The sequence below is a fragment of the Qipengyuania profundimaris genome (assembly GCF_030717945.1).
Lineage (GTDB): Bacteria > Pseudomonadota > Alphaproteobacteria > Sphingomonadales > Sphingomonadaceae > Qipengyuania > Qipengyuania profundimaris.
Genome location: NZ_JAVAIM010000001.1, coordinates 1,690,387 through 1,712,840 on the forward strand (window position 1 = coordinate 1,690,387; position 22,454 = coordinate 1,712,840).

The 22,454-nt window shown below is 62.6% G+C and carries 25 protein-coding genes; 9 read left to right on the forward strand and 16 right to left on the reverse strand.

What is annotated here, in order from left to right; translation table 11 throughout:
• The first annotated feature begins 68 nt into the window (after positions 1–68).
• From Q9K02_RS08330 to Q9K02_RS08345, 4 genes are all read left to right on the forward strand, one after another.
• Positions 69–623 (forward strand): outer membrane beta-barrel protein, encoded by a 555-nt coding sequence (locus Q9K02_RS08330; protein WP_305932476.1) that lies wholly within the window; start codon positions 69–71, stop codon positions 621–623.
• Positions 624–788: 165 nt separating this feature from the next.
• A complete protein-coding gene (locus tag Q9K02_RS08335; RefSeq protein ID WP_305932477.1) occupies positions 789–1,682 on the forward strand; it encodes a DUF481 domain-containing protein in 894 nt (297 codons plus the stop codon).
• A 2-nt stretch (positions 1,683–1,684) separates the two neighbouring features.
• The gene (tgt, locus tag Q9K02_RS08340; protein ID WP_305932478.1) at positions 1,685–2,818 is read left to right on the forward strand and encodes a tRNA guanosine(34) transglycosylase Tgt; all 1,134 of its coding nucleotides are present in this window, start codon (positions 1,685–1,687) and stop codon (positions 2,816–2,818) included.
• A gap of 111 nt (positions 2,819–2,929) precedes the next feature.
• Positions 2,930–3,592: a M50 family metallopeptidase gene (locus tag Q9K02_RS08345; RefSeq protein ID WP_305933479.1), complete on the forward strand. Its 663-nt coding sequence runs from the start codon at positions 2,930–2,932 to the stop codon at positions 3,590–3,592.
• Between the two features lie 4 nt (positions 3,593–3,596).
• Here the strand turns inward: Q9K02_RS08345 and Q9K02_RS08350 are convergent, their stop codons facing one another.
• Positions 3,597–3,767: a hypothetical protein gene (locus tag Q9K02_RS08350; protein WP_278328761.1), complete on the reverse strand. Its 171-nt coding sequence runs from the start codon at positions 3,765–3,767 to the stop codon at positions 3,597–3,599.
• 121 nt (positions 3,768–3,888) lie between these two features.
• Positions 3,889–4,503 (reverse strand): 30S ribosomal protein S4, encoded by a 615-nt coding sequence (gene rpsD, locus Q9K02_RS08355; RefSeq protein ID WP_278328760.1) that lies wholly within the window; start codon positions 4,501–4,503, stop codon positions 3,889–3,891.
• 208 nt (positions 4,504–4,711) lie between these two features.
• Here rpsD and Q9K02_RS08360 point away from each other — a divergent pair, with 208 nt between their 5' ends.
• Entirely contained in the window at positions 4,712–5,023 is a 312-nt protein-coding gene (locus tag Q9K02_RS08360; RefSeq protein ID WP_305932479.1) for a chorismate mutase, read from the forward strand.
• On the opposite strand, the gene Q9K02_RS08365 is transcribed toward Q9K02_RS08360, so the two are convergent.
• The 11 genes from Q9K02_RS08365 to Q9K02_RS08415 all read right to left on the reverse strand — a co-directional run bounded on the left by Q9K02_RS08365 (position 5,013) and on the right by Q9K02_RS08415 (position 15,299).
• Positions 5,013–5,741 carry an RNA methyltransferase gene (locus Q9K02_RS08365; protein WP_305932480.1) on the reverse strand — a complete coding sequence of 243 codons (729 nt, stop codon included), beginning with the start codon at positions 5,739–5,741 and terminating at the stop codon, positions 5,013–5,015. The genes Q9K02_RS08360 and Q9K02_RS08365 overlap by 11 nt on opposite strands.
• A complete protein-coding gene (gene nrdR / locus Q9K02_RS08370) occupies positions 5,728–6,195 on the reverse strand; it encodes a transcriptional regulator NrdR (RefSeq protein ID WP_278328757.1) in 468 nt (155 codons plus the stop codon). Before nrdR ends, Q9K02_RS08365 begins: the two co-directional genes overlap by 14 nt.
• An 8-nt stretch (positions 6,196–6,203) precedes the next feature.
• Positions 6,204–6,425 carry a hypothetical protein gene (locus Q9K02_RS08375; RefSeq protein WP_305932481.1) on the reverse strand — a complete coding sequence of 74 codons (222 nt, stop codon included), beginning with the start codon at positions 6,423–6,425 and terminating at the stop codon, positions 6,204–6,206.
• 4 nt (positions 6,426–6,429) lie between these two features.
• A complete protein-coding gene (gene glyA / locus Q9K02_RS08380) occupies positions 6,430–7,755 on the reverse strand; it encodes a serine hydroxymethyltransferase (RefSeq protein ID WP_305932482.1) in 1,326 nt (441 codons plus the stop codon).
• A 1-nt stretch (position 7,756) separates the two neighbouring features.
• Positions 7,757–8,194, reverse strand: coding sequence for a ribose 5-phosphate isomerase B (rpiB, locus tag Q9K02_RS08385; RefSeq protein ID WP_278328754.1), 438 nt, complete (start codon positions 8,192–8,194; stop codon positions 7,757–7,759).
• A 68-nt stretch (positions 8,195–8,262) separates the two neighbouring features.
• The gene (locus Q9K02_RS08390) at positions 8,263–8,616 is read right to left on the reverse strand and encodes a response regulator (RefSeq protein ID WP_305932483.1); all 354 of its coding nucleotides are present in this window, start codon (positions 8,614–8,616) and stop codon (positions 8,263–8,265) included.
• Positions 8,613–10,025 (reverse strand): sensor histidine kinase, encoded by a 1,413-nt coding sequence (locus tag Q9K02_RS08395; RefSeq protein ID WP_305932484.1) that lies wholly within the window; start codon positions 10,023–10,025, stop codon positions 8,613–8,615. Before Q9K02_RS08395 ends, Q9K02_RS08390 begins: the two co-directional genes overlap by 4 nt.
• A gap of 150 nt (positions 10,026–10,175) precedes the next feature.
• Complete coding sequence (gene rpoD / locus Q9K02_RS08400; protein ID WP_278328751.1) at positions 10,176–12,206, reverse strand: RNA polymerase sigma factor RpoD; 2,031 nt, start codon at positions 12,204–12,206, stop codon at positions 10,176–10,178.
• Between the two features lie 55 nt (positions 12,207–12,261).
• Positions 12,262–14,115, reverse strand: coding sequence for a DNA primase (gene dnaG / locus Q9K02_RS08405; protein WP_305932485.1), 1,854 nt, complete (start codon positions 14,113–14,115; stop codon positions 12,262–12,264).
• 36 nt (positions 14,116–14,151) lie between these two features.
• Positions 14,152–14,850, reverse strand: coding sequence for a hypothetical protein (locus Q9K02_RS08410; RefSeq protein WP_305932486.1), 699 nt, complete (start codon positions 14,848–14,850; stop codon positions 14,152–14,154).
• Positions 14,847–15,299: a GatB/YqeY domain-containing protein gene (locus tag Q9K02_RS08415; protein WP_305932487.1), complete on the reverse strand. Its 453-nt coding sequence runs from the start codon at positions 15,297–15,299 to the stop codon at positions 14,847–14,849. The genes Q9K02_RS08410 and Q9K02_RS08415 overlap by 4 nt, the downstream gene beginning before the upstream one ends.
• Positions 15,300–15,449: 150 nt before the next feature.
• On the opposite strand from Q9K02_RS08415, the gene carA reads away from it, so the two are divergent.
• From carA to greA, 4 genes are all read left to right on the forward strand, one after another.
• Positions 15,450–16,628 carry a glutamine-hydrolyzing carbamoyl-phosphate synthase small subunit gene (carA, locus tag Q9K02_RS08420; protein WP_305932488.1) on the forward strand — a complete coding sequence of 393 codons (1,179 nt, stop codon included), beginning with the start codon at positions 15,450–15,452 and terminating at the stop codon, positions 16,626–16,628.
• Positions 16,625–17,119 (forward strand): hypothetical protein, encoded by a 495-nt coding sequence (locus tag Q9K02_RS08425; RefSeq protein WP_305932489.1) that lies wholly within the window; start codon positions 16,625–16,627, stop codon positions 17,117–17,119. Before carA ends, Q9K02_RS08425 begins: the two co-directional genes overlap by 4 nt.
• Positions 17,119–20,466: a carbamoyl-phosphate synthase large subunit gene (gene carB, locus Q9K02_RS08430; protein WP_305932490.1), complete on the forward strand. Its 3,348-nt coding sequence runs from the start codon at positions 17,119–17,121 to the stop codon at positions 20,464–20,466. Before Q9K02_RS08425 ends, carB begins: the two co-directional genes overlap by 1 nt.
• Before the next feature lie 110 nt (positions 20,467–20,576).
• Positions 20,577–21,044, forward strand: a complete 468-nt coding sequence (greA, locus tag Q9K02_RS08435; protein ID WP_278328744.1) for a transcription elongation factor GreA — start codon at positions 20,577–20,579, stop codon at positions 21,042–21,044.
• A 19-nt stretch (positions 21,045–21,063) separates the two neighbouring features.
• Here greA and Q9K02_RS08440 read toward each other — a convergent pair whose 3' ends face one another.
• The 3 genes from Q9K02_RS08440 to Q9K02_RS08450 all read right to left on the reverse strand — a co-directional run bounded on the left by Q9K02_RS08440 (position 21,064) and on the right by Q9K02_RS08450 (position 22,417).
• Positions 21,064–21,540 (reverse strand): GNAT family N-acetyltransferase, encoded by a 477-nt coding sequence (locus tag Q9K02_RS08440; protein WP_305932491.1) that lies wholly within the window; start codon positions 21,538–21,540, stop codon positions 21,064–21,066.
• A 10-nt stretch (positions 21,541–21,550) separates the two neighbouring features.
• Entirely contained in the window at positions 21,551–21,781 is a 231-nt protein-coding gene (locus Q9K02_RS08445) for a DUF4170 domain-containing protein (protein ID WP_278328742.1), read from the reverse strand.
• Between the two features lie 102 nt (positions 21,782–21,883).
• Positions 21,884–22,417, reverse strand: a complete 534-nt coding sequence (locus Q9K02_RS08450) for a hypothetical protein (protein WP_305932492.1) — start codon at positions 22,415–22,417, stop codon at positions 21,884–21,886.
• Positions 22,418–22,454 lie beyond the last annotated feature (37 nt).

The window sequence follows — 22,454 nt, forward strand, 5'->3', positions numbered from 1 at the left end:
GACAGCCGGTCGGGCGCAATTGCGCCGGTGCGCCACGGGAAACGGCGCTACAGATTCAAGGATAGAACATGAAGAAAATCGCATTCATCACCGCCGCCGCCGCAGCAGCAATCGCGCTGCCGAGCGCCGCGCAGGCGCAGGACGTGGTGCCGGGTAACGGCTTCATCGGTGTCCAGGCAGGTGTGCACGACCTGGGCCTTGACGATGAACTGGGAGACATCGGGCCGGGCCTCGAGCTCGACGATTCGAGCCCGATCTTCGGCATATTCGCCGGCTACGACGTCCCCGTCGGCCCCGCGCTCTTCATCGGCGCGGAAGCCAACTACAACTTCGGCACCGATGCGCTGGACGGTGACTACGGCGCGAATGCCCGTCTCGGCTTCAGCGTCCCGGGTGGCGCGAAGATCTATGGCCGTGCCGGCATCCAGGCGATCAAGGTCGATTATAGCGAAATCATCGACGACGATTCGATCGATTTCGACGGCATCGACGACACCGAGAGCGACTACCTCGTCGGCATCGGCGCAGATGTTCCGGTCGGTCGGGCTTTTGTGCGCGGCAATCTCGACACGATCAGCTTCGACACGTTGCGTGCAACGGTCGGCGTCGGCCTGCGCTTCTAATAGCATTTCTATCAAATTTTTCGATGAGGCCGGTTTCCCCGAGGGAGCCGGCCTTGTTCGTATACGGGGTGGCGAGGTCGCGCCGAGCACGCTAGGCGCTCGCCCATGCCACGAATTTGCCTTCGCAACCTTGCCATCCTAATGGCGCTTGCCGCCGCGACACCAGTGAGCGCACAGCTGCCGGACGGCGCGCGCCAGATGATCGATGCTGCACTAGAGAGTGGCGACGACGCCAAGATCGCCACGGTTCTCGAACTGGCGCGGTCCACATGGCCGGACGAAGCTGACGAGATCGTGGAAATCGAGAGCGAATGGAAGGCGGCCAAAACTGAACGTGCCGCTGCCGCCGCCAAGGCGGAAGAGGAAGCCATTCGCTCCGCAGGGCTGTTCGATCGCTGGAGCGGGGAGGGCGAACTCGGCGGCTTCCAGTCGAGCGGCAACAGCGACACCGTCGGCCTGTCCGCCGGACTGAAGCTCAAGCGCGAAGGGATCGACTGGTCCCATCGCCTGCGGGCCCGTTTCGATTATCAGCGCCAGAATGGCGTCACCAGTCGGGAGCAATTGCTGGCGGTATACGAACCGCGCTGGCAGTTCGGCGAGAACGTCTTCGCTTATGGCCTCGCCCAGTACGAACGCGACCAGATCCAGGGCATCGACGGACGCTATGCCATCTCAGGTGGCCTCGGCTACAAGGTGGTCGACCGCGAGGGGCTCAGCCTGGCGGTCAAGGCCGGCCCAGCCTATCGCGTGACGGAATATACCGACGGGCGCAGCGAAAGCCGTTTGGCGGGCCTCGCAGGGTTCGATTTCGACTGGCAAATTTTCGAAAGGTTGACGCTGACGCAGGATGCGAATGCCGTGGCCGAGACCGGCGGCGAGGCGCTGGTCATCGTCGATGGGTCGAACACCACGCTCAACCTGATCACCGGGCTTGATTTCAAAGTGAGCGACAGCCTGCGCGCGCGCATGTCCTACCAGCTCGATTACGACAGCAATCCACCCGCCGGGAAAGTGTCGACCGACACGCTGACCCGCGCCACGCTGATCTACGGTTTCTGATGATGTCCGAGCGGTTTGCCTTCACCGTCCACGCGACCGACGGAGCGGCACGCACGGGTGTTATCGCGATGCGGCGCGGCGAAATCCGCACGCCGGCCTTCATGCCTGTCGGCACCGCCGCGACAGTGAAGGCAATGAAGCCCGAGACGGTCCGCAAGACCGGCGCCGACATCATTCTGGGTAACACCTACCATTTGATGCTCCGGCCGGGTGCGGAGCGGGTCGCCCGGCTCGGCGGGCTTCACAAGTTCATGAACTGGGATCGCCCGATCCTGACCGACAGCGGCGGTTATCAGGTGATGAGCCTTTCGGACTTGCGCAAGCTGACCGAAGAGGGCGTCGAGTTTCGCAGCCATCTCGACGGGTCCAAGCATATGCTCACGCCCGAGCGCTCGATGGAAATCCAGCGACTGCTCGGCAGCGATATCGTGATGGCCTTCGACGAATGCCCGCGCGCCGATCGCCCGCGCGACGATATCGCGGCGAGCATGGAGATGTCCATGCGTTGGGCCAAGCGCAGCCGTGATGGCTTCGATGCTGGCGGCGATCATGCCGCGCGCTCGGCCCTCTTTGGCATCCAGCAAGGTGCGCTGGACGAGGCACTCCGCAAGGTCAGCGCCGAGAAGCTCACCGACATCGGCTTCGACGGATATGCCATCGGCGGGCTTGCGGTGGGCGAGGGGCAGGAGGCGATGTTTGCGACGCTCGATTTCGCGCCGGGCCAATTGCCGCAGGACCGCCCGCGCTACCTCATGGGAGTGGGCAAGCCCGACGACCTCGTCGGTGCGGTAGAGCGCGGAGTCGATATGTTCGATTGCGTGCTGCCGAGCCGGTCGGGCCGCAACGGGCAGGCCTTCACTTGGAACGGCCCGATCAACCTGCGCAATGCGCGTTTCGCAGAAGACCAGGAACCACTCGACGGTCGTTGCAGCTGCGAAACATGCGGTACCTACTCGCGGGCCTATATCCATCACCTTGTCCGCTCGCAGGAAATTCTCGGCGCGATGCTGATGACCGAGCACAATATCGCCTTCTACCAGCAGCTGATGCAGGCGATGCGCGATGCGATCGGGGAAGGGCGCTTCGCTGCCTTCGCCAGCGACTTCCGGCGTGACTATCTGGCCGGCAGTTCCTAGCTAGTCGGGATGGCCCCATTCTCCCGGCGAAACCGACAATCGGCTCCTCCAGCTGCGACGTGGTCGCTACCGCATGCTAAAGTCGCTCCCCGGCAGGAGAGCTATTTGCTGGTGATCGCCATGATCACGGTGGTGCTGTGGCAGGTTCCATTGGGTCAATTGGTGCTGTACCCGTTCTCGCTGCTCGCCACGTGGTTTCATGAGATGGGCCATGGCCTGACCTCGATGGCGCTGGGCGCACGCTTCGACGAGCTGGTGATCTTCCCGAACGGTTCGGGCTACGCGCTGTCGTCCTGGCCGGGAGAGCCTTCCCGGCTGTCACGCGCACTGACTGCGGCAGTCGGCTTGCTTGGGCCCTCGGTTGCAGGATCGCTGCTCATCCTCGGTTCGCGCAGTCCCGCCGCTACTCGCCTGTTGCTCGCGGCGCTTGGACTTGTCCTCGGCCTATCGACGATTATCTGGGTGCGATCACTCGCCGGGTGGATCGTTCTGCCTACCTTTGCAGCAATCTGTGTTGCTGTCGCTTTCTGGGGCAGTCGCAAGGCGCAGCGCTTTGCGATCGAACTGCTGGGCGTGCAAGCGGCGATCAGCCTCTGGCGCGATCTGGGCTATCTCTTCAGCGACGGTGGATATGTCGGTGGCGAGTTTATCACCTCCGACACCGGCGCGATCGAAGAGGCCTTGCTTCTGCCTTTTTGGCTGTGGGGCGCTCTGATAACCGCCACCGCCGTCGCAATCATCTTCGGTGCACTCAGGGTCGCGTCTCGCCGATAATCCTTCAAGCCGCAGACTTTTCGCGCATCTCGAGGATCGTGCCACGATAGGGCACGAAGCGGCCCGCTGCGTCGAGAAAACCGGCGCCGATCGCATTGGCGAAAGACTGGGCGTCGCGGAGGTTATCGTACCATTTCCCGCGCCGGTTCGGCGTCACGAAGCGATATTGTGTCATAGTATCATCGAAATTCGCACAAAGCAGACCGGTTCCGGCCAACCCCCTGAAAACGCGACGAATTGAAACGAAAAAGGGCGGCCCCGCAGGACCGCCCCTTTCGTGACGATATCGTCGCCTCTTAGCGCGAGTAGAACTCGACCACGAGGTTCGGTTCCATGGTGACCGGATAGGGGACTTCGTCGAGCTTCGGCACGCGGGTGAAGGTCACCTTGTCGGTGCCGTCGGGAGCGACATAGTCGGGAATCTCACGCTCAGGCAGGCTCTGCGCTTCGATCACCAGCGCCATGTCCTGAGCTTTCTTGCCGAGGCTGACCACATCGCCGACCTTGACGCGGGCCGAGGCGACATTGGTCTTCACGCCGTTCAGGTAGATGTGGCCGTGGCTCACGATCTGGCGGGCGGCGAAGATGGTCGGCGCGAACTTGGCGCGATAGACAACCATGTCGAGGCGCTGTTCGAGTAGGCCGATCAGGTTCTGGCCGGTGTCGCCCTTCATCTTGGACGCTTCGGTGTAGGTGCGCTTGAACTGCTTCTCGGTCACGTCGCCGTAATAGCCCTTCAGCTTCTGCTTGGCGCGCAGCTGCAGGCCGAAGTCGGACATCTTGCCCTTGCGGCGCTGGCCGTGCTGACCGGGGCCATAGGAACGCTTGTTGACCGGGGAATTCGGGCGACCCCAGATGTTTTCACCCATCCGGCGGTCGAGTTTGTACTTGGCGCTCTTGCGCTTCGACATAAGTCTTTCCTTCGATTTGCTGAGCGGACCTTATGCCCGCCATTCAACCCGGCATCGCACCGTCGGACCACATGGGTCTGGCGCGGCCACCGCTTCACCGGGGTGCGGGGCCAATTAGCGAGGCGCGCGAATAGCAGTTTTGCGCCAATCGTCAAGCGCCGAGATAGGCGCTCGACAAAGCGGTGCGGGGAGGGCAGTGCGCACCGCCATGGACGACACATTCAAGCTCCCCGAAGACTGCACCGACATGCGCGAAGTCCGGGTCGGGGTGGATACGACCGACCGGCAGCTGATAGAGCTGCTCGACCGCCGCTTCGGCTACATGCGAGCGGCAGCCCGCATCAAGACCGACCGCAATGTGGTCCGCGATGAAATCCGAAAGGCTCAAGTCATCGCAAATGCGGTGACGGACGCCGACGCGCGTGAGCTTCCATCCGAGAAAATAGCCGAAATCTGGGAGATTCTGGTGGAAACCTCGATCGCTTATGAACTCGAGGAATGGGACCGGATCAGGGCTTAGGCTCACGCTGGAGCGATGACAGTACACCGCGGAGGGTGCGAACCTCGAGGTGGTTCCAGCCCGGCTTCGTGAGTACGCCGCGCAAGGTCCGCCGCGTGGCTTCCGCCCGGCTTTCGGGCAGGAAATAGCCCTTCGGTTCCAGCAGGCGGTCCAGATGATCGATCAGACCTTCGAGCTCGTCCTGCGGCGCGGGCGGCAGCAGATCTTCTTGCGTGGGCTGCACCAGCGTTTCGTGCTTCGACCATTCGTAAGCGCACAGTATCACTGCTTGCGCCAGGTTCAGTGAGCCGAAATCGGGATTTATCGGCACGGTAAGGATCGCGCGGGCGAGGGCGACGTCGTCGGTTTCGAGGCCCGAACGTTCGGGGCCGAACAGGAAGGCGCTGCGGCCGACATTCCCGGCCATTTCGCGCGCCGCTTCCTCGGGCGTCACGACTGGCTTGGTGACGCCGCGCTTACGGACTGTTGTGGCGTAGACATGGGCGCAATCGGCCACGGCTTCTGCGGTTGAGGCGTAAACTCGAGCTCGTTCGAGCACAATATCGGCACCCGCAGCGGCCGGACCTGCTGATGGATTGGGCCAGCCATCGCGAGGCTCGACCAGGCGCAGCTCCGTCAGCCCGAAATTGAGCATGGCCCGTGCCGCCTTGCCGATATTCTCGCCAAGCTGTGGCCGGACGAGTACGACCACCGGCTTGCGCATGTCAGCTTCGCTCATTCGCCGCGTCCTGTACCGTACTGGCGAACTCTTCGAAATCGCGGGCTTCGCTGAAGTCGCGATAGACGCTGGCGAAGCGGATATAGGCGACACTGTCGATCTGGCGCAGGCCGTCCATTACCATCTCGCCGATCCGCTGCGAGGCGATCTCGGCTTCGCCTGCGGTTTCGACCTGCCGCTGGATCCCGCTCGCCAACTGGTCGATCCGCTCCTGCGGAACGTCGCGCTTGCGGCAGGCCAGGGTGATCGACTGCTCCAGCTTGGCGCGATCGAAGGGCTGGCGGCGATCGCCTGATTTGACGACGGTCACCTCGCGCAATTGCACCCGCTCGAACGTGGTGAAGCGCGCGCCGCAGCTCGAACACTGGCGGCGGCGGCGGATCGACGTGGAATCCTCGGTCGGACGACTGTCCTTTACCTGGCTGTCGTCATGGGCACAGAAAGGGCATCGCATTCAGGTGGTTACTTCTTGATCCTGTTGTAGAATGCGTATCCCGCTCCGGCTGCCAGGCCGATCGGCCAGGTGACCACCGGCAGCAGCGCCGCAGCGACGACGCCGACTGCCGCCCCGGTCAGCACCGGCTTGGTTGAAGGGTGGCTCATGCCTTCCTTGGCCATGGCCTTTGCCTCGGTCCGGGCGCGCTCGCCCAGATCGTAACCCTTGTCGTAATCGTCCTGGCTCATCGGTTTACCTTCCGGGGTAGACGGGGAATTTTGCGCACAGCTCGCTCACGCGATTGCGGACGCTTTCTTCCACCTGCGCGTCGCCTTCGGGACCGTTTTTCGACAAGCCGTCGACGACTTCCGTTATAAGCTTGCCGATCTGCTCGAATTCCGTAGGCCCGAAACCGCGGGTCGTGCCCGCCGGCGTGCCAAGACGGACGCCGCTGGTGACGAAGGGGCTGCGGGTGTCGTACGGAATGCCGTTCTTGTTGCAGGTGAGCCATGCCCGGTCGAGACCTGCTTCGGCAGCCTTGCCCGTCACGTCCTTGGCGGTGAGGTCGACCAGCATGGAGTGGTTGTCCGTGCCGCCGGAAACGACCCGCAGGCCGTTCGCCTCGATGCTCTTGGCCAGCGCGCGGGCGTTGTCGACCACGCGCCGTGCGTAATCCTTGAAGTCCGGCCGCAGCGCCTCGCCGAAGGCGACCGCCTTCGCGGCAATAACATGCATCAGCGGGCCGCCCTGCATGCCGGGGAACACCGCCATGTTGATCGGCTTGGTATATTTCTCGTCATTCCATAGGATCACACCCGAACGCGGACCGCGCAGGCTCTTGTGGGTCGTCGTGGTCACGATGTCGGCATGCGGGAAGGGCGAGGGATGCGCGCCGCCCGCCACGAGGCCGGAGATATGGCTCATGTCCACCATCAGGTAGGCGCCGACTTCGTCCGCAACCTTGCGGAAGGCCTCCCAGTCCCACACGCGCGAATAGGCGGTGCCGCCTGCGATGATGAGCTTGGGCTTGTGCTCCTTCGCGGTCGCCATCACGGCATCCATGTCGATCAGCTCGTCGTCCTGCCGGACGCCATAGCTGACCGGATTGAACCACTTGCCGCTCATGTTGACCGGCGAGCCATGCGTCAGGTGACCGCCCGAATTGAGGTCGAGGCCCATGAAGGTATCGCCCGGCTGCAGCAGGGCGAGAAACACGGCCTGATTCATCTGGCTGCCCGAATTTGGCTGCACATTGGCGAAGTTGCAGTCGAACAGCTCCTTCGCGCGCTCGATCGCCAGCGTCTCGACCACGTCCGCATAGTCGCAGCCGCCGTAGTAGCGCTTGCCCGGATAACCCTCGGCGTATTTGTTGGTGAACACACTGCCGGTCGCTTCGAGCACTGCGGTCGAAGCGATGTTCTCGCTCGCGATCAGCTCGATTTTATCCTGCTGGCGCGCGAGTTCCTTGCGGATCGCACCATAAATCTCGGGATCGGCCTCGGCGAGACTATCGTGCCAGAAGCGGTCCCCAGGGGATCGAGACTGTTCGCGGGAGGTGTCCTTCGGGAGAGTGGCCATGTTAGAATTCCGGGTTTGAGAGCTTGTCGACGCGGCGCTGATGGCGACCGCCGCCGAATTCCGTTTCGAGGAACGCGGTGAGACACGCCTTGGCCATGTCGCTGCCGGTGAGGCGCGCGCCCATCGCGATGCAATTCGCGTCGTTATGCTCGCGGGCGAGGCTGGCGGAAAGTGGCTCCGAAACGAGAGCGCAGCGCACAGCAGGGTTGCGGTTGGCGCTCATCGAAATGCCGATGCCCGATCCGCAAAGCGCCACGCCGCGCTCGGCTGTGCCATCTGCGATTACGCTGGCGAGCTTGTAGCCGAAATCCGGATAATCGACGCTGTCGGTGGTCTCCGGCCCGAGGTCTGCGACCTCATGACCCTGCTCGATCAACCAGTCCCGCAGCTCGGCTTTAAGCTCGATGGCGGCATGGTCGGAGGCGATGGCGATACGCATGGTGGGGGCCATAATGCTTTAGCCCCTGCTGTGCCACCGTAATGTGCCGTTGTCCTCAACGGCGCAATTTAAATCCGAGGAGATGAAGCGGCAGCCTGAATCTGCTCTACGCTATACGGTTTGGTAACGGTCGGGACCTGGCGAAAACGCTCGGGATGCTCGGCATCGCCATAACCGGTGGCAAAAATAAACTCGACGCCCGCTTCAATCAACCGGTCGGCCACCGGATAGCTTTTTTCGCCGTGAAGATTGACGTCCAGCACCGCAAAATCGAAATCGTTGTCGGCAAGCATTGCAAACGCTTCTGTAATTGAGGTCGCGACCGCAACGCTAGCGCCGATCTCCAGAAGCATGTCCTCAAGACCGAAGGCGATAATTGCTTCATCTTCCAGCACCATAATGTGGCGATCAGCAAGGATCACAGGATCGTATCCAACTGATAGCGCAGACCTTCTGGGCGGAAATTGAGACTAGCATTTCCGCCGGGCGTTCCCAAACCCCGGCCAATCAACCGCATGCCGAATCCGGAACGGTTTGGCGGCGTTGCTGCAGGACCTCCCCGCTCGGTCCATTCGAAGATCAGGCGGGTATCACTTTCTTGAGAATCTGTATTCCAGGAGATTTCGACCGAGCCATCGGGTGATGAGAGTGCACCGTACTTTATTGCATTCGTACAAAGCTCGTGAATCACCATCGCAAGGGACACGGCCATCTGTGGCGGCAAAAGCACCGATGGACCTTCGATAGTAATTCGACAGGGATCATCTGGTGCTATGGCTTCCAGCCCTTGGCGGACAACGGACTCCATATCCGCCGTCTCCCAATTGCGAGCAGTCAGGTGATTGTGGGCGGTCGCGAGGGCATTGAGCCGGTCCGTGAAGGCTTTACGCTCTTGGACTTGCGACATGTCGCGAAAAGTCTGCTGTGCAATGCCCTGAACCACCGCAAGTGTGTTTTTCACTCGGTGATTGAGTTCATTGATGAGGATGATTTGCTGCTCCTCTGCCGCAACTTCCTCAGTAACATCGTGCCCTTGTACGAGAATGCCTCGAAACCCGTCTTCTCCATGTATGGGCTGAAAGATGAATTCGAGAAAGCGAGGTTCGAGCCGATTGCTGTTTTTTTGCTGGAGGAGCACGCGTTCCTTCTGGCCGAAATAGGGCTGGCCAGTTTCCCGTACGCGGTCGAGAATATCAATGAAGCCTTGGGCCTCCACCTCCGGCAAAGCTTCGGCAACCGGCCTCCCGTCAAGTTTTCTCTCGCCGATTAATTGGCGATAGGCCGCATTGGCCATGACGAACCTGTGGTTCCTACCTGCGAGAACGGCGACGAAACCCGGGGCCTGTTCGAGCATCGCCCTAAAACGGTCCAGTTGGCGAGCGGCTCCTTGGTAGCGTTGTTCGACTGCTTCGGCCCGACGAGCTACCCCTGCGACATTTCTTGGTCCCTCTACCTCGTCGAGATCGGTAATTCGGACGGTGTGCTGAAGGATATGCGTAACGCGCTCCTCCTCGTCGAGGATGGGTGTGTGCGTCGCGCTCCAGGTATGAACATCGAAATCACCGCTACTGTTTGGGATATCATAGCGAATATGTGCGATCTCGTCGGCTTCGCCAGTTTCGAGGACTCTCTCCAGCGACTTCGTCAGTTGACGGCGCGGTTCGCCTTCACTCGGAAAAGCGTCGAACATATTGCGTCCGACGATGTCCTCCAACTCGCGCATGGTCGCCGCCAGATAGGCGTCGTTCGCCCATTCAATGCAAAAACTTCGGTCGAGCAGAACATAGGGATTTGGGGATTTCGCCAGAACTAACTGGAAATCGATTGTCATTCCGGACCCACCAGACGCGACGTACAATAGATGTCGGACAGCTGCGCCTGCCCAGTGGATGCTCAATGGACGGCCGAGCCAGCGGTTCCTGTATCTTTGCTAGCAGGAAAGAGGTGTGTTTAATCGGCCACAATTCCGAGCGCCGCAAACCTACTGATCGAGGAACGAGCGCATCTTGCGGCTGCGGCTCGGGTGCTTGAGCTTGCGGAGGGCCTTGGCCTCGATCTGGCGGATACGTTCGCGGGTCACGGAGAACTGCTGGCCGACTTCCTCCAGCGTGTGATCGGTGTTCATGCCGATGCCGAAACGCATGCGCAGCACGCGTTCTTCGCGCGGAGTAAGACTGGCGAGGACGCGGGTAACCGTTTCCTTGAGGTTCGCCTGGATCGCCGCATCGACCGGGATGATCGCATTCTTGTCTTCGATGAAATCGCCGAGGTGCGAATCCTCCTCATCGCCGATTGGCGTTTCGAGGCTGATGGGCTCCTTGGCGATCTTCATCACCTTGCGCACCTTTTCGAGCGGCATCGAGAGCTTCTCCGCCATCTCTTCGGGTGTCGGTTCGCGGCCCTGGTCGTGCAGGAACTGACGCGAACAGCGAACCAGCTTGTTGATCGTCTCGATCATGTGGACGGGGATGCGGATCGTGCGCGCCTGGTCGGCGATCGAGCGGGTGATGGCCTGGCGGATCCACCAGGTCGCATAGGTGCTGAACTTGTAGCCGCGACGGTATTCGAACTTGTCGACCGCCTTCATCAGGCCGATGTTGCCCTCCTGAATCAGGTCCAGGAACTGCAGCCCGCGGTTGGTGTATTTCTTCGCGATGGAGATCACCAGGCGCAGGTTCGCCTCGACCATTTCCTTCTTGGCGATACGCGCCTCGCGCTCGCCTTTCTGGACCATGTTCACGATGCGGCGGAATTCCTCCAGCGCCATGCCGGTCTGGCTGGCGATGTCGGCGATTTCCGTGCGGATACGATCGATCGCGTCGGCTTCCTTCTCGGCGAAGGCAGCCCATTTCTTGTCCTTCTTGACCCGGTCGTCCATCCAGGTGTCGTCGAGTTCGTTGCCGATATAGGCATCGAGGAAATCGACGCGCTTGACCTTGTGACGCTCTGCCAAGCGCAGCATCTGGCCGCCAAGGGCGGTCAGGCGGCGATTGAAGGCATAAAGGTTGTCGACCAGGAACTCGATCTTGGTCGCGTGGAACTGCACGCTCTCGACTTCGGCAGTGAGCTGTTCACTCAGCGCCTCGTATTTCTTTTCCTTGGCTGCGGTGAAGTTCTCACCTTTCGCCATCAGGTCGACGCGTTCCTTCTGCAGCTTCTCGAACTTGCCGAACAGGTCGGTAATGCGGGCGAAGCGCTCGATCGCATCGGGCTTCAGCGCCGCTTCCATCTGGGCGAGGGACATGGTGTTGTCCTCGTCCTCGTCGTCGTCCTTCTTGGACGAACCTTCCTCGCCGTCCTCGTCTTCGGAGGTCTCGTCGCTATCCTCGTCCTCGTCGTCGTCGCGGATGGTCGGGCCGGCGGTTTCCTCGGAGATCTCGCCGTCGTCGTCATCGTCCTCGGCGTCTTCGGCCATCTTGTCGGCCGGCGGTTCCTTGGAGAGCATGGCGTCGAGATCGAGAATCTCGCGCAGCTGCATTTCCTCGGCATTGAGCGCCTCGGACCATTGGATGATGGCATGGAAGGTAATCGGGCTCTGGCACAGGCCGATGATCATCATGTCGCGGCCGGCTTCGATCCGCTTGGCGATGGCGATCTCGCCCTCCCGGCTGAGCAGCTCCACGGCGCCCATTTCGCGCAAGTACATGCGCACCGGATCGTCCGTGCGTTCGCCGGCGGCCAGCTTCTTCGGGGCCGCGGCGGGAGCCTTCTTGGCGTCCTTCTTGTCGGCCTTGCCCTCGATCGAGATTTCCTCGACCTCGTTGGCCTCGTCCTCGGCCGCCTCGGCGTCCTCGTCGCTTTCGACGATCTGCACGCCCATGTCCGACAGGGCTGACTGGATATCCTCGATCTGGTCGGAGCTCATCTCGCCTTGCGGCAAAGCATCGTTGAGCTCGTCATAGGTGACGTAGCCCTTCTTCTTCGCCTTGGTGATGAGCTTCTTGATCGATGCCTCGTTGAGATCGATCAGAGGTGCGTCGTCCTTGTCGGTGGACTTCGACTTGGTGGCCATAAAATACGTCAACCCAATCTATCGTTACGCGCGGTGTGCACTTCCGCGGCACTCATTAATCCGAATCGTCCGGTCCCGCCGCCTTCCTGCGCCCGAACTGCTTCAATCGCTCGTTAAGGACCAGCAAGCGCTCACGCAATCGGGCCTGTTCGGCGATGGAGCCTTCCGGGTCGCGATCGAAACGCGCTGTAGCCTCCGCCAAGGCGGATTCCAGCGCCGGTCTCTCGACCAGTAGCGACACGGCCTCGGCCAGATCCTCGCGCGCTTCATCCGGATCGGTGCCTTCATCGAGGAAGGCGAAATTGGGTTTAGCCGGCAGGGCGGGAAGGCCTCGTTCGAGCGATATGGGCGATCCGCTGTTTAAATCAAGCGTTTCGGCGGCTTCGAGCAGCAAATCGATCGCGGGGCCGACATTTTGGTCACGCCTGGCGAAAGTGGCCAGGGTTTCCTCGTGGCGGACGATCTGGTCCGGGAAGCGCACAAGCCCGGCGATGACAGCGCGCGAGAAGAGGTCGCGGGAGCCGCCGGCGATGGCGCGTTTCAGCTTGTCGGCGGTTTGCGGCGAGAGGGTGGGAACGCGCGCTTTCCAGTCGCCCTTCTTCCAGTCGCTGCGCGGCGTGAACTGGCGCTGCGGGCGCGGAGGGAAAGCGAAGGCGGAGAAGCGCTCCAGCAGCTCACGCTTGTAGAGGGCACGGATGTCGGGATGCTGGATCGCATCGACATGGTTGAGCAACCGTGCCTTTAGCCCAGCCTTGTCTTCGGGCGAGGTGAGCGGCGCCGCTGCCTTTTCGAAATCCCATAGCGTGTCGAGCAAGCTGGCGGGCTGTTCGAGCATGGTTTCGATTGCGCCGACGCCTCTTTCGCGAATGAGATCGTCAGGGTCCATGCCTGCGGGCAAGCGCACGATGGACAGCGAGTGGCCGGGGCGCAGCATGGGCAATGCGCGGGAAATGGCGCGCATGGCAGCCCGCTGGCCGGCATTGTCACCATCGAAACACAGGATTGGCCGCTCGACCTGCCGCCAGAGCAGTTCGATCTGGTTTTCGGTGAGCGCCGTGCCGAGCGGAGCTACCGCCTCGCGGATACCCGCATTGGCGAGCGCGATGGCGTCCATGTAGCCTTCGACCACGATCATCCGTCCGCTCTGCCGCGCGGCGGGGGCAGCGCGGTGGTGGTTGTAGAGCGTGCGGCCCTTGTCGAAGAGCGGGGTGTCCGGGCTGTTGAGGTATTTGGGCGCCTTGGGGTTGGCCTCGGCGTCGAGAATGCGTCCGCCGAAGGCGATCACCCGGCCGCGGGTGTCATGGATCGGCAGCATCAAGCGGCCGCGGAACCGGTCGTAGGGCTCCTTGTCCTCCACCGTGATGCGCATGCCCGCATCGATCAGCATGTCCTCGTCGAACTTGCCGAGCGCGCGCTTGAGCGCTTGCCGGTCCTCCGGCGCATAGCCGAAGCCGAACTCGCGCATGGTGGCTTCGGAGAATCCCCGTCTGCTGAGATAGTTGCGCGCTGACGCACCTTCGCTACCGCGCAGATTGCTTTCGAACCACTCCTGCGCCGCCGCCGTTACATCGTGCAGGCTGGCGCGCTTCTCGGCACGTTTGGCTGCCTGCGGATCGGGAGCGGGGACCTCCATCCCGGCCTCGGCCGCCAGCTCCTTCACCGCATCCATGAACGGCATGCCGCGCTGGTCGGTCAGCCAGCGGATCGCGTCGCCATGCGCCTCGCAGCCGAAGCAGTGGTAGAAGCCCTTCTCGTCATTCACGTAGAAGCTCGGCGTCTTTTCGTTATGGAACGGGCAGCACGCCTTGAATTCGCGCCCGGCCTTGGTCAGCCGCGTGGTACGGCCGATCACGGCGGACAGCGTGGTCCGCGCGCGCAGTTCGTCGAGCCATTGGGGTGACAGGGCCATAGGGCGAAAATCCCTACAGCCGCGCCGGCCGAATCGCTAGTTGCCAGCGGCCCCGTCTGCCGGATTTTCCGGCTCGGAGGGGAAGGGGCCCGTCGCGCTCGCCTGGTTGCCATCGACTTCGAGCAGGTAAGCATCTGCCGGGCCTGCCGGGGGCAGGGTGGACTGCCACCAGAAGGTCAGCGTGGTGCCGGGCTGCCAGCCGGACCCGGCGACCACGCGCCAGATCAGGCTGCCGTTGTCGATGCTGATCGCGATCGCATCGGGATCGCCGAGGGCTTCCTCGACCTGCGCGCGGGCATAGCCGACCGATTGGTTGAAGCCGTGCGCGCGCTGGGTCGTGCGGAACAGGGTTGGCGGCGTCTCGCGCACTTCCGGTCCTTCGGTGGGCTGGGCGTCGGCTGCATCCTCATCCGCATCGGCCAGCGTGACCTGATGGACATAGGTGTAGACCGTGTCCTCCGGCATCTGGCCCGGCACGCATTCCCCGATTCCCTCGGGGCAAGCCACGTAGCTCACCATCGTGCCAAGCTGGCGACCGCCGGCGCTGAGCGTGGTTTTGACTTCCGGCCCCTGCGGACCGACGATCTTCGCGCCCAGCGCCGACAGGTCGAGATCGGCGCCGACCAGCGTGCGCGGTGCCGCGACGGTGGGCGTGGGGGTGGGCTCCGGCTCGGGAGCAGGCTCGCTGCAGGCGACAAGTGCCAGCGGCAGCGCGATGAGTGCAAGCGCCCTCACGAGAGCGACTCCTTCACGAGGGCGCTCGCGCGGCTCATGTCGAGCGATGCGCCGTGGCGCGCCTTCAGCTCGCCCATCACGCGGCCCATGTCCTTCATACCATCGGCACCCAGGTCAGCCTTGATCTGCGCGATGGCGGCGCGGGTCTCGTCCTCGCTCATCTGCTGGGGCAGGAATTCCTCGATCACGGCGAGTTCGGCCTTTTCCTTATCGGCCAGTTCCTGCCGACCGCCGTCTTCATACATCGTAATCGATTCGCGGCGCTGCTTGGCCATCTTCATCAGCACGTCGGTGACCAGTTCGTCGTCCTCGGGCTTTTTGTCGGCGGTCCGCAGCTCGATGTCGCGATCCTTGATCTTGGCGCCGATCAGGCGCAGCGCGGCGGTGCGCTCCTTGTCCTTGGCCTTCATGGCGGTGACGGTTTCGGTCTGGATCGTGTCGCGGAGCATTGATGGTCCCGTTCGGTATCTGTGGATGATTGGCGCTTCATTTAGAACAAGCTGGCGCAAAGCCAAGTGTTCCGCTTGACGGGGCTCGCAAGCGGCCTTAGCGGGTGGGGCTTAGCGACATCGCCGGAAAACCCCTGACTCGGAGAGCCCATGGCCCTGCCCGTATTTTCGCACGCGCAACCCAAAGATGCGACGGGCGTGCTCGTTCTCGCGGACGGCACCTGTATCTGGGGGAAGGGCTTCGGCGCGACCGGCTCGTCGGTCGGGGAGGTGTGCTTCAACACCGCCATGACCGGTTACCAGGAGGTGATGACCGATCCCTCTTACGACAGCCAGATCGTCACCTTCACCTTCCCGCATATCGGCAATGTCGGTGCGAACGAGGAAGACGTGGAGAGCCGCGGCCTCGGCGCGGTCGGGCTGGTGGTGCGGCAGGCGGTGACCCCGCACTCCAATTTCCGCGCGCAGAACGAATTCGTCGAATGGTGCGTCAGCCATGGCAAGATCGGCCTGTCGGGCGTGGACACCCGCGCGCTGACCCGCCGCATTCGCCTGTCGGGCGCACCCAATGCAGTGATCGCGCATAGCCCGCGCGGGCAGTTCGATGTGAAGGCGCTGAAGCACCAGGCCGCGGAGTGGAGCGGGCTGGAAGGGCTCGACCTCGTCCCCGGCGTGACGCGCGGCGTGCTGGAGGATTGGCGGGGCGGATACTGGCAGCTCGGCACCGGCTACGGCGCGGCGGACAATGCGAAGCCGCACGTGGTCGCGATCGATTACGGCGCGAAGGACAATATCTTCCGCAACCTCGTGAAGGCGGGGGCGAAGGTGACGGTGGTGCCCGCACGCACTTCGCTCGACGAGATCATGCGGCTGAAACCCGACGGAGTGTTCCTTTCCAACGGGCCGGGCGATCCGGCGGCGACGGGCGAATATGCCGTGCCGGTGATCAAGGGGCTGCTGGACGCGGACGTGCCGCTGTTCGGCATCTGCCTCGGCCATCAGATGCTGGGGCTGGCGGCGGGGGCGAAGACCGCCAAGATGTTCCAGGGCCACCGCGGCGCCAACCACCCCGTCCAGCGAGTGGGCGAGGGCTGGGGTGAGAGCGAGGGCCTCGTCGAGATCACCAGCATGAACCACGGCTTCGCGGTCGATGTCGACACGCTACCGCCTGAGGTAGAGCAGACCCACGTCTCGCTGTTCGACGGTACCAACTGCGGCATTTCGATCAAGGGCAAGAAGGCGTTCGGCGTGCAATACCACCCCGAGGCGAGCCCCGGCCCGCAGGACAGTTTCTACCTGTTCGAGAAATTCGTGGGGATGTTGGGGTGAAGGGCGTCCTTGCGATTCTTGCGGCACTCGGTCTTTTTACGACTGCATCAGTAGCATCAGCCCAATCCGATGAGTGGTTCGTAGGAACACATCCGGAGTATCACGCTGCCTTAGTGCGAGATGTCGACGATGTGTTCGTTGCGATATTCGTTCCTAAAGAGCCTTCGATTTATGCGAGCCCGCTTCTCATGGAGACGATGGCACCGGCATGCGATACCAAACAGCCGGTAGGGCTTCATGCTACGATGGCCATCATGGCCTTCGGAGATTCCGCGGAGGAACGGCTCGCGGAAGTGCGCAGAACAGTCCAAGATTTCTATGATCGCAGCGTGAGGTCGTGTCCGCCTTCGGATGACTTCGAAGTCCGGTTCTTTCATCGTTTCGATGATGCCTACCTCGCCACTGACAAACTACTCGTTGAAGCCGGGATTTTCCCGCTTGATCCGATCGAGGGACTTGGTCGTGACGAGCAAGAGGACGTTTCTAACTAATGCCCAAACGCACTGACATCTCCTCGATCCTCGTCATCGGCGCTGGCCCGATCATCATCGGCCAGGCTTGCGAGTTCGACTATTCCGGCACGCAGGCGATCAAGGCGCTGAAAGAGGAGGGCTACCGGGTCATCCTGGTCAACTCCAATCCCGCCACGATCATGACCGATCCGGAAATGGTCGCGGGCGAAGACGGAGGCCCGGACGGCGCGACCTATATCGAGCCGATCACGCCCGAGGTCGTCGCCAAGATCATCGAGAAGGAGCGGCCCGACGCGGTGCTGCCCACGATGGGCGGGCAGACGGCATTGAACTGTGCGCTCAAGCTCGACGAGATGGGCGTGCTGGAGAAATACGGCGTCGAGATGATCGGAGCCAAGGCGGACGCCATCGACAAGGCCGAGAACCGCCAGCGCTTCCGCGAGGCGATGGACAAGATCGGCCTCGAAAGCGCGCGCAGCGGCGTGGCGCATACGGTGGACGAAGCCTATGCCGTGCTCGAGCGCACCGGCCTGCCCGCCATCATCCGCCCCAGCTTCACGCTGGGCGGCACCGGCGGCGGCATCGCCTATAACAAGGCCGAGTTCGAGAAGATCGTGCGCGATGGCCTCGATGCCTCGCCCACCACCGAAGTCCTGATCGAGGAATCGCTCCTCGGATGGAAGGAATTCGAGATGGAGGTGGTGCGCGATGCCAAGGACAATTGCATCATCATCTGCGCGATCGAAAATGTCGATCCGATGGGCGTGCATACAGGCGATTCCATCACCGTCGCCCCGGCGCTGACGCTGACCGACAAGGAATACCAGATCATGCGCACCGCCAGCATCAACGTGCTGCGCGAAATCGGTGTGGAAACAGGCGGTTCGAACGTACAGTTCGCAGTCAATCCGAAGGATGGCCGCCTGATCGTGATCGAGATGAACCCGCGCGTCTCGCGGTCCTCGGCGCTCGCCTCGAAGGCCACGGGCTTCCCCATCGCGCGCGTCGCGGCGAAGCTAGCGGTCGGCTATACGCTGGACGAGATCCAGAACGAGATCACCGGCGCGACCCCGGCATCGTTCGAACCGACCATCGACTATGTCGTGACCAAGATCCCGCGCTTCGCTTTCGAGAAGTTCAAGGGATCGAAGCCGGACCTCTCGACCGCAATGAAGTCCGTGGGCGAGGTCATGGCGATCGGTCGTTGCTTTGCGGAATCGATGCAGAAGGCGCTGCGTGGCCTAGAAACCGGGCTGGACGGCTTCAACCGCATGCCCGAGCTGGAAGGGGTTTCGAAAGAGAAGATCACCGCCGCACTCAGCCAGCGCCGCCCCGATCGCATCCTCAAGATCGCGCAGGCCTTCCGCGAGGAGTTCACGGTCGAGGAAATTGCGCAGATCACCGGCTTCGACCCGTGGTTCCTGCGGCAGATCGAGGCGCTCATCTACGAAGAGAAGATGATCGGCCACAACGGCCTGCCGAACGATGCGGACGAATTGCGGCGCCTGAAAGCGATGGGCTTTTCGGACAAGCGCCTCGCCACGCTGGCCGTGCGCTCGGTCGGCGTTGCCGGCGGACTCGGTGAAACGCGGGCGAAGAGTTCGGGCCTGCTTCACGATGCCTTGCGCGCCATGGCGGGTGCCACGAGCGAGCAGGAGGTGCGCAAGCTGCGCGACAAGCTCGGCGTGCATCCCGTCTTCAAGCGCATCGACAGCTGCGCCGCGGAGTTCGAGGCGGTCACGCCCTATATGTACTCGACCTACGAAGCGCCCACATTTGGCGAGCCGGAGGACGAGGCGGAGCCGAGCGACCGCAAGAAGATCGTAATCCTCGGCGGCGGCCCGAACCGGATCGGGCAGGGCATCGAATTCGACTATTGCTGCGTACACGCCTGCTTCGCGCTCGCCGAAGCCGGGTTCGAGACGATCATGGTCAACTGCAACCCGGAGACCGTCTCCACCGATTACGACACCTCCGACCGCCTTTATTTCGAGCCACTGACCGAGGAGGACGTGCTCGAAATCCTTCGCGTCGAGATGTCGCGCGGCGAAGTCGTCGGCGTGATCGTGCAGTTCGGCGGGCAGACCCCGCTCAAGCTCGCCAATGCGCTGGAGCGGGAGGGCATCCCGATCCTCGGCACCAGCCCCGACGCGATCGACCTCGCCGAGGACCGCGAGCGGTTCGCCAAGCTGGTCAACAAGCTCAAGCTGATGCAGCCCGACAATGGCATCGCCCGCAGCCGTGACGAGGCCGCTGCCGTCGCCGCACGCATCGGCTACCCGGTGCTGCTGCGCCCCAGCTATGTGCTCGGCGGCCGCGCGATGGAGATCGTGGACAGCGAAGCCCAGCTGGACGACTACATCGCCACCGCGGTGAACGTCTCCGGCGAAAGCCCGGTACTGGTCGACCAATATCTGCGCGATGCGATCGAATGCGATGTCGATGTGGTTGCCGATGGCTTCGAAGTCCGCATCGCGGGCGTGATGCAGCATATCGAGGAAGCCGGTGTGCATTCGGGCGACAGCGCCTGCACCATCCCGCCCTACAGCCTGCCCGACGAGATCGTCGCCGAGATGGAGCGGCAGGCCGAAGCGCTGGCCAAGGCGCTGCAGGTGCGCGGGCTGATGAACGTCCAGTTCGCGGTGAAGGACGGCGAGGTCTACCTCATCGAGGTGAACCCGCGCGCCAGCCGCACGGTGCCCTTCGTCGCCAAGGCCATCGGCCGCCCGATCGCCAAGATCGCCGCGCGCATCATGGCGGGCGAGGGGCTGCATGAGTTCGAACCTTTCGACATCCGTCCGAAGCACATGGCGGTAAAGGAAGCCGTGTTCCCCTTTGCACGTTTCCCGGGCGCCGACCCGGTGCTCAGTCCGGAAATGAAGTCCACCGGCGAAGTGATGGGCATCGACACCGATTTCCCCGCAGCCTTTCTCAAGTCCCAGCTGGGCGCAGGCATGATCCCGCCGCGGGAGGGCACGCTATTCGTCTCCGTCAAGGATAGCGACAAGGAAGTGATCCTGCCTGCGGTCAAGACGCTGCTCGACCAGGGCTTCCGCGTTATCGCCACCGGCGGTACGCATCGCTTCCTCGCGGACCAAGGGCTGGACGTCGAGCAGGTGAACAAGGTGGCCGAAGGGCGTCCGCATATCGTCGATGCGATCATCGACGGCGAGGTGGCGCTGATCTTCAACACCACCGAAGGCTGGCAATCGCTGTTAGACAGCCAGTCGATCCGCGAAGCCGCGCTCGAAAAGAAGCTGCCGTACTACACCACCGCTGCCGCAAGCCTCGCTGCAGCGCGCGCGATTGCGGAGGTTTCACCGGAGCAGCTTGAAGTGCGTTCGCTGCAAGACTATTATAGCTGACAGATTAACGCGATTTCCTCCCGACATTCGAACCCGATCGGCCCCGCAGAACGGCGGGCCGGGGTCGAATTGTCCGAACAGGGGAGGGGAGAACAGGAAGGACGCGCGCCATGGAAAAGGTGCCGATGCTGGCCGAAGGCTACGAAAAGATCACTGCCGATCTCAAGACGCTGCGCGCGGAACGCCCGCTGATCGTCGACGCGATCGAGGAAGCGCGCGCGCATGGCGACCTCTCGGAGAACGCGGAGTACCATGCGGCCAAGGAACGCCAGGGCCAGGTCGAGGCGCAGATCGCCGAGCTTGAAGACAAGGCCAGCCGCGCGCAGATCATCGATCCCTCGACCCTGTCGGGCGACAAGGTGATCTTTGGTGCCACCGTGACGCTGCTCGATGAGGACGACAAGCCGATCAAGTACCAGATCGTGGGCCAGACGGAGGCCGATGCGTCCAAAGGTCGGATCAGCTACAATTCGCCGATCGCCCGCGCGCTGATCGGCAAGCAGGTCGACGACGAGGTCGAGGTGACCGTGCCGTCGGGCGACAAGTTCTACCTGATCGAGAAGATCGAGTTCATCTGAACGACGTGCAGAGGCGCTGTCAGGACAGCGGCTTTTCCATCGCCCAATTGTGGATCGGCACGCCGTCGATTGCGAACTCTCGCTTGTGCATGACCTCGTAGCCGACCCGTTCGAAGACGGGTCGGGCAAGGTCGCTTGCTTCGGTATATAGCCGCTCTGCGCCCCAGTCGCGTGCCATGACTTCGGCTTCGGCGAGGAGCAAGTCCGCTAGGCCGCGCCGTGTGTGGTCGGGATGGCAATAAAGGTGGTCGAGATGGCCGTTTCGCTCCAGCAAAGCATAGGCGACAGGCCGGTCCTGCTCATCGGTTGCGACCAAGATTTGCGCACCGTTCGCGACCACATCACGATAGCGCTGCGGCCCGGGATGGCGCGCGCGCCATGCAGCCACCTGCTCCGCCGAATAGGCGCGCGGGCCGATCGCCTCTATCGCTGCGGCGCAGACTGCGGCAACCGTCCCGGCGTCTTCGTCGCGGTAGGAACGGATCGCATAAGCCATCCGCCGATGTTCAAGCGCCGGGGTCGAGCAGCTTGTGCAGGTGGACGACTACGTATTTCATCTCGGCATCGTCGACCGTGCGCTGCGCATTGGCGCGCCAAGCATCGACTGCCGCGTCGTAATTGCTAAACACGCCGGCGACATGGATGCTTTCCGGATCGGCAAAGGTTGCAGAGCGCGGGTCGGTGACGCGACCACCCATGACGAGGTAGAGCGTTTGCTTGGCTTCAGTTTCTTCCATGGGATGGCTTTCTCGTTTGGGGAGGGAGAGTGCCCCGGCCCAATAACGAAAGCGGCGCGACAGGCAAGCCCGTCGCGCCGCTTCTGCTAGCTATCGGTATTATCAGTAGCCGAAACGAGTCTTCAGCGAGCGTGCTCCACGCGATCCAGCGCGCTTCGCCTTGCGCGAATTTGCGCGCAGCGCATCGCTGGCCACGTCCATCCGGTAGGCCGCATCGCGACGCAGGCCGCGTGCTGTGGTGGCTGCACTGTCACCGAAATCTTCGAAGCGGTCGCCGGCGTATTCCGCGGCATTCGCTGCACCGTCGATGGCGCGCGCCCCGTAAGCCAGCACACTATCAAGTGCAAGGGTGGCAAGGGCACCTCCGCGACGGCCAAGCCTGCGGCCCGGGCGGGTCATTGCGCCGATTGCGAGACCGATAGCAATTGCGCCTCCGACCACGGCAAACGGATGCTTCTTGGTGAATTCGACGGCGCTGTCCGCTACGTCTTTCGCCTGATCTGCAAAGCTGCGCTCGGCATTGCGCTTTTCACCGGCTTCAATCTTCGCCCGGAGCTGCTCGCGCTTCTGCTCGTCGGTCAGCTTGCTGTCCGCACTGATTGGGGTGACGTTGTTGGTTTCTGCTGTCTCAGCCATGAAAATCTCCGAATTGGTGTTCGTTTATCCAACGGCT

Coding starts and splice junctions, on each gene's coding strand:
- greA (WP_278328744.1), top strand. CDS start 20,577: ATGGAAAAGGTGCCGATGCTGGCCGAAGGCTACGAAAAGATCACTGCC.
- Q9K02_RS08330 (WP_305932476.1), top strand. CDS start 69: ATGAAGAAAATCGCATTCATCACCGCCGCCGCCGCAGCAGCAATCGCG.
- carB (WP_305932490.1), top strand. CDS start 17,119: ATGCCCAAACGCACTGACATCTCCTCGATCCTCGTCATCGGCGCTGGC.
- Q9K02_RS08440 (WP_305932491.1), bottom strand. CDS start 21,540: ATGGCTTATGCGATCCGTTCCTACCGCGACGAAGACGCCGGGACGGTT.
- rpiB (WP_278328754.1), bottom strand. CDS start 8,194: ATGCGTATCGCCATCGCCTCCGACCATGCCGCCATCGAGCTTAAAGCC.
- Q9K02_RS08445 (WP_278328742.1), bottom strand. CDS start 21,781: ATGGAAGAAACTGAAGCCAAGCAAACGCTCTACCTCGTCATGGGTGGT.
- Q9K02_RS08365 (WP_305932480.1), bottom strand. CDS start 5,741: ATGAGCGAAGCTGACATGCGCAAGCCGGTGGTCGTACTCGTCCGGCCA.
- Q9K02_RS08395 (WP_305932484.1), bottom strand. CDS start 10,025: ATGACAATCGATTTCCAGTTAGTTCTGGCGAAATCCCCAAATCCCTAT.
- dnaG (WP_305932485.1), bottom strand. CDS start 14,115: ATGGCCCTGTCACCCCAATGGCTCGACGAACTGCGCGCGCGGACCACG.
- rpoD (WP_278328751.1), bottom strand. CDS start 12,206: ATGGCCACCAAGTCGAAGTCCACCGACAAGGACGACGCACCTCTGATC.
- rpsD (WP_278328760.1), bottom strand. CDS start 4,503: ATGTCGAAGCGCAAGAGCGCCAAGTACAAACTCGACCGCCGGATGGGT.
- Q9K02_RS08375 (WP_305932481.1), bottom strand. CDS start 6,425: ATGAGCCAGGACGATTACGACAAGGGTTACGATCTGGGCGAGCGCGCC.
- tgt (WP_305932478.1), top strand. CDS start 1,685: ATGTCCGAGCGGTTTGCCTTCACCGTCCACGCGACCGACGGAGCGGCA.
- Q9K02_RS08360 (WP_305932479.1), top strand. CDS start 4,712: ATGGACGACACATTCAAGCTCCCCGAAGACTGCACCGACATGCGCGAA.
- glyA (WP_305932482.1), bottom strand. CDS start 7,755: ATGGCCACTCTCCCGAAGGACACCTCCCGCGAACAGTCTCGATCCCCT.
- Q9K02_RS08450 (WP_305932492.1), bottom strand. CDS start 22,417: ATGGCTGAGACAGCAGAAACCAACAACGTCACCCCAATCAGTGCGGAC.
- carA (WP_305932488.1), top strand. CDS start 15,450: ATGGCCCTGCCCGTATTTTCGCACGCGCAACCCAAAGATGCGACGGGC.
- Q9K02_RS08350 (WP_278328761.1), bottom strand. CDS start 3,767: ATGACACAATATCGCTTCGTGACGCCGAACCGGCGCGGGAAATGGTAC.
- Q9K02_RS08415 (WP_305932487.1), bottom strand. CDS start 15,299: ATGCTCCGCGACACGATCCAGACCGAAACCGTCACCGCCATGAAGGCC.
- nrdR (WP_278328757.1), bottom strand. CDS start 6,195: ATGCGATGCCCTTTCTGTGCCCATGACGACAGCCAGGTAAAGGACAGT.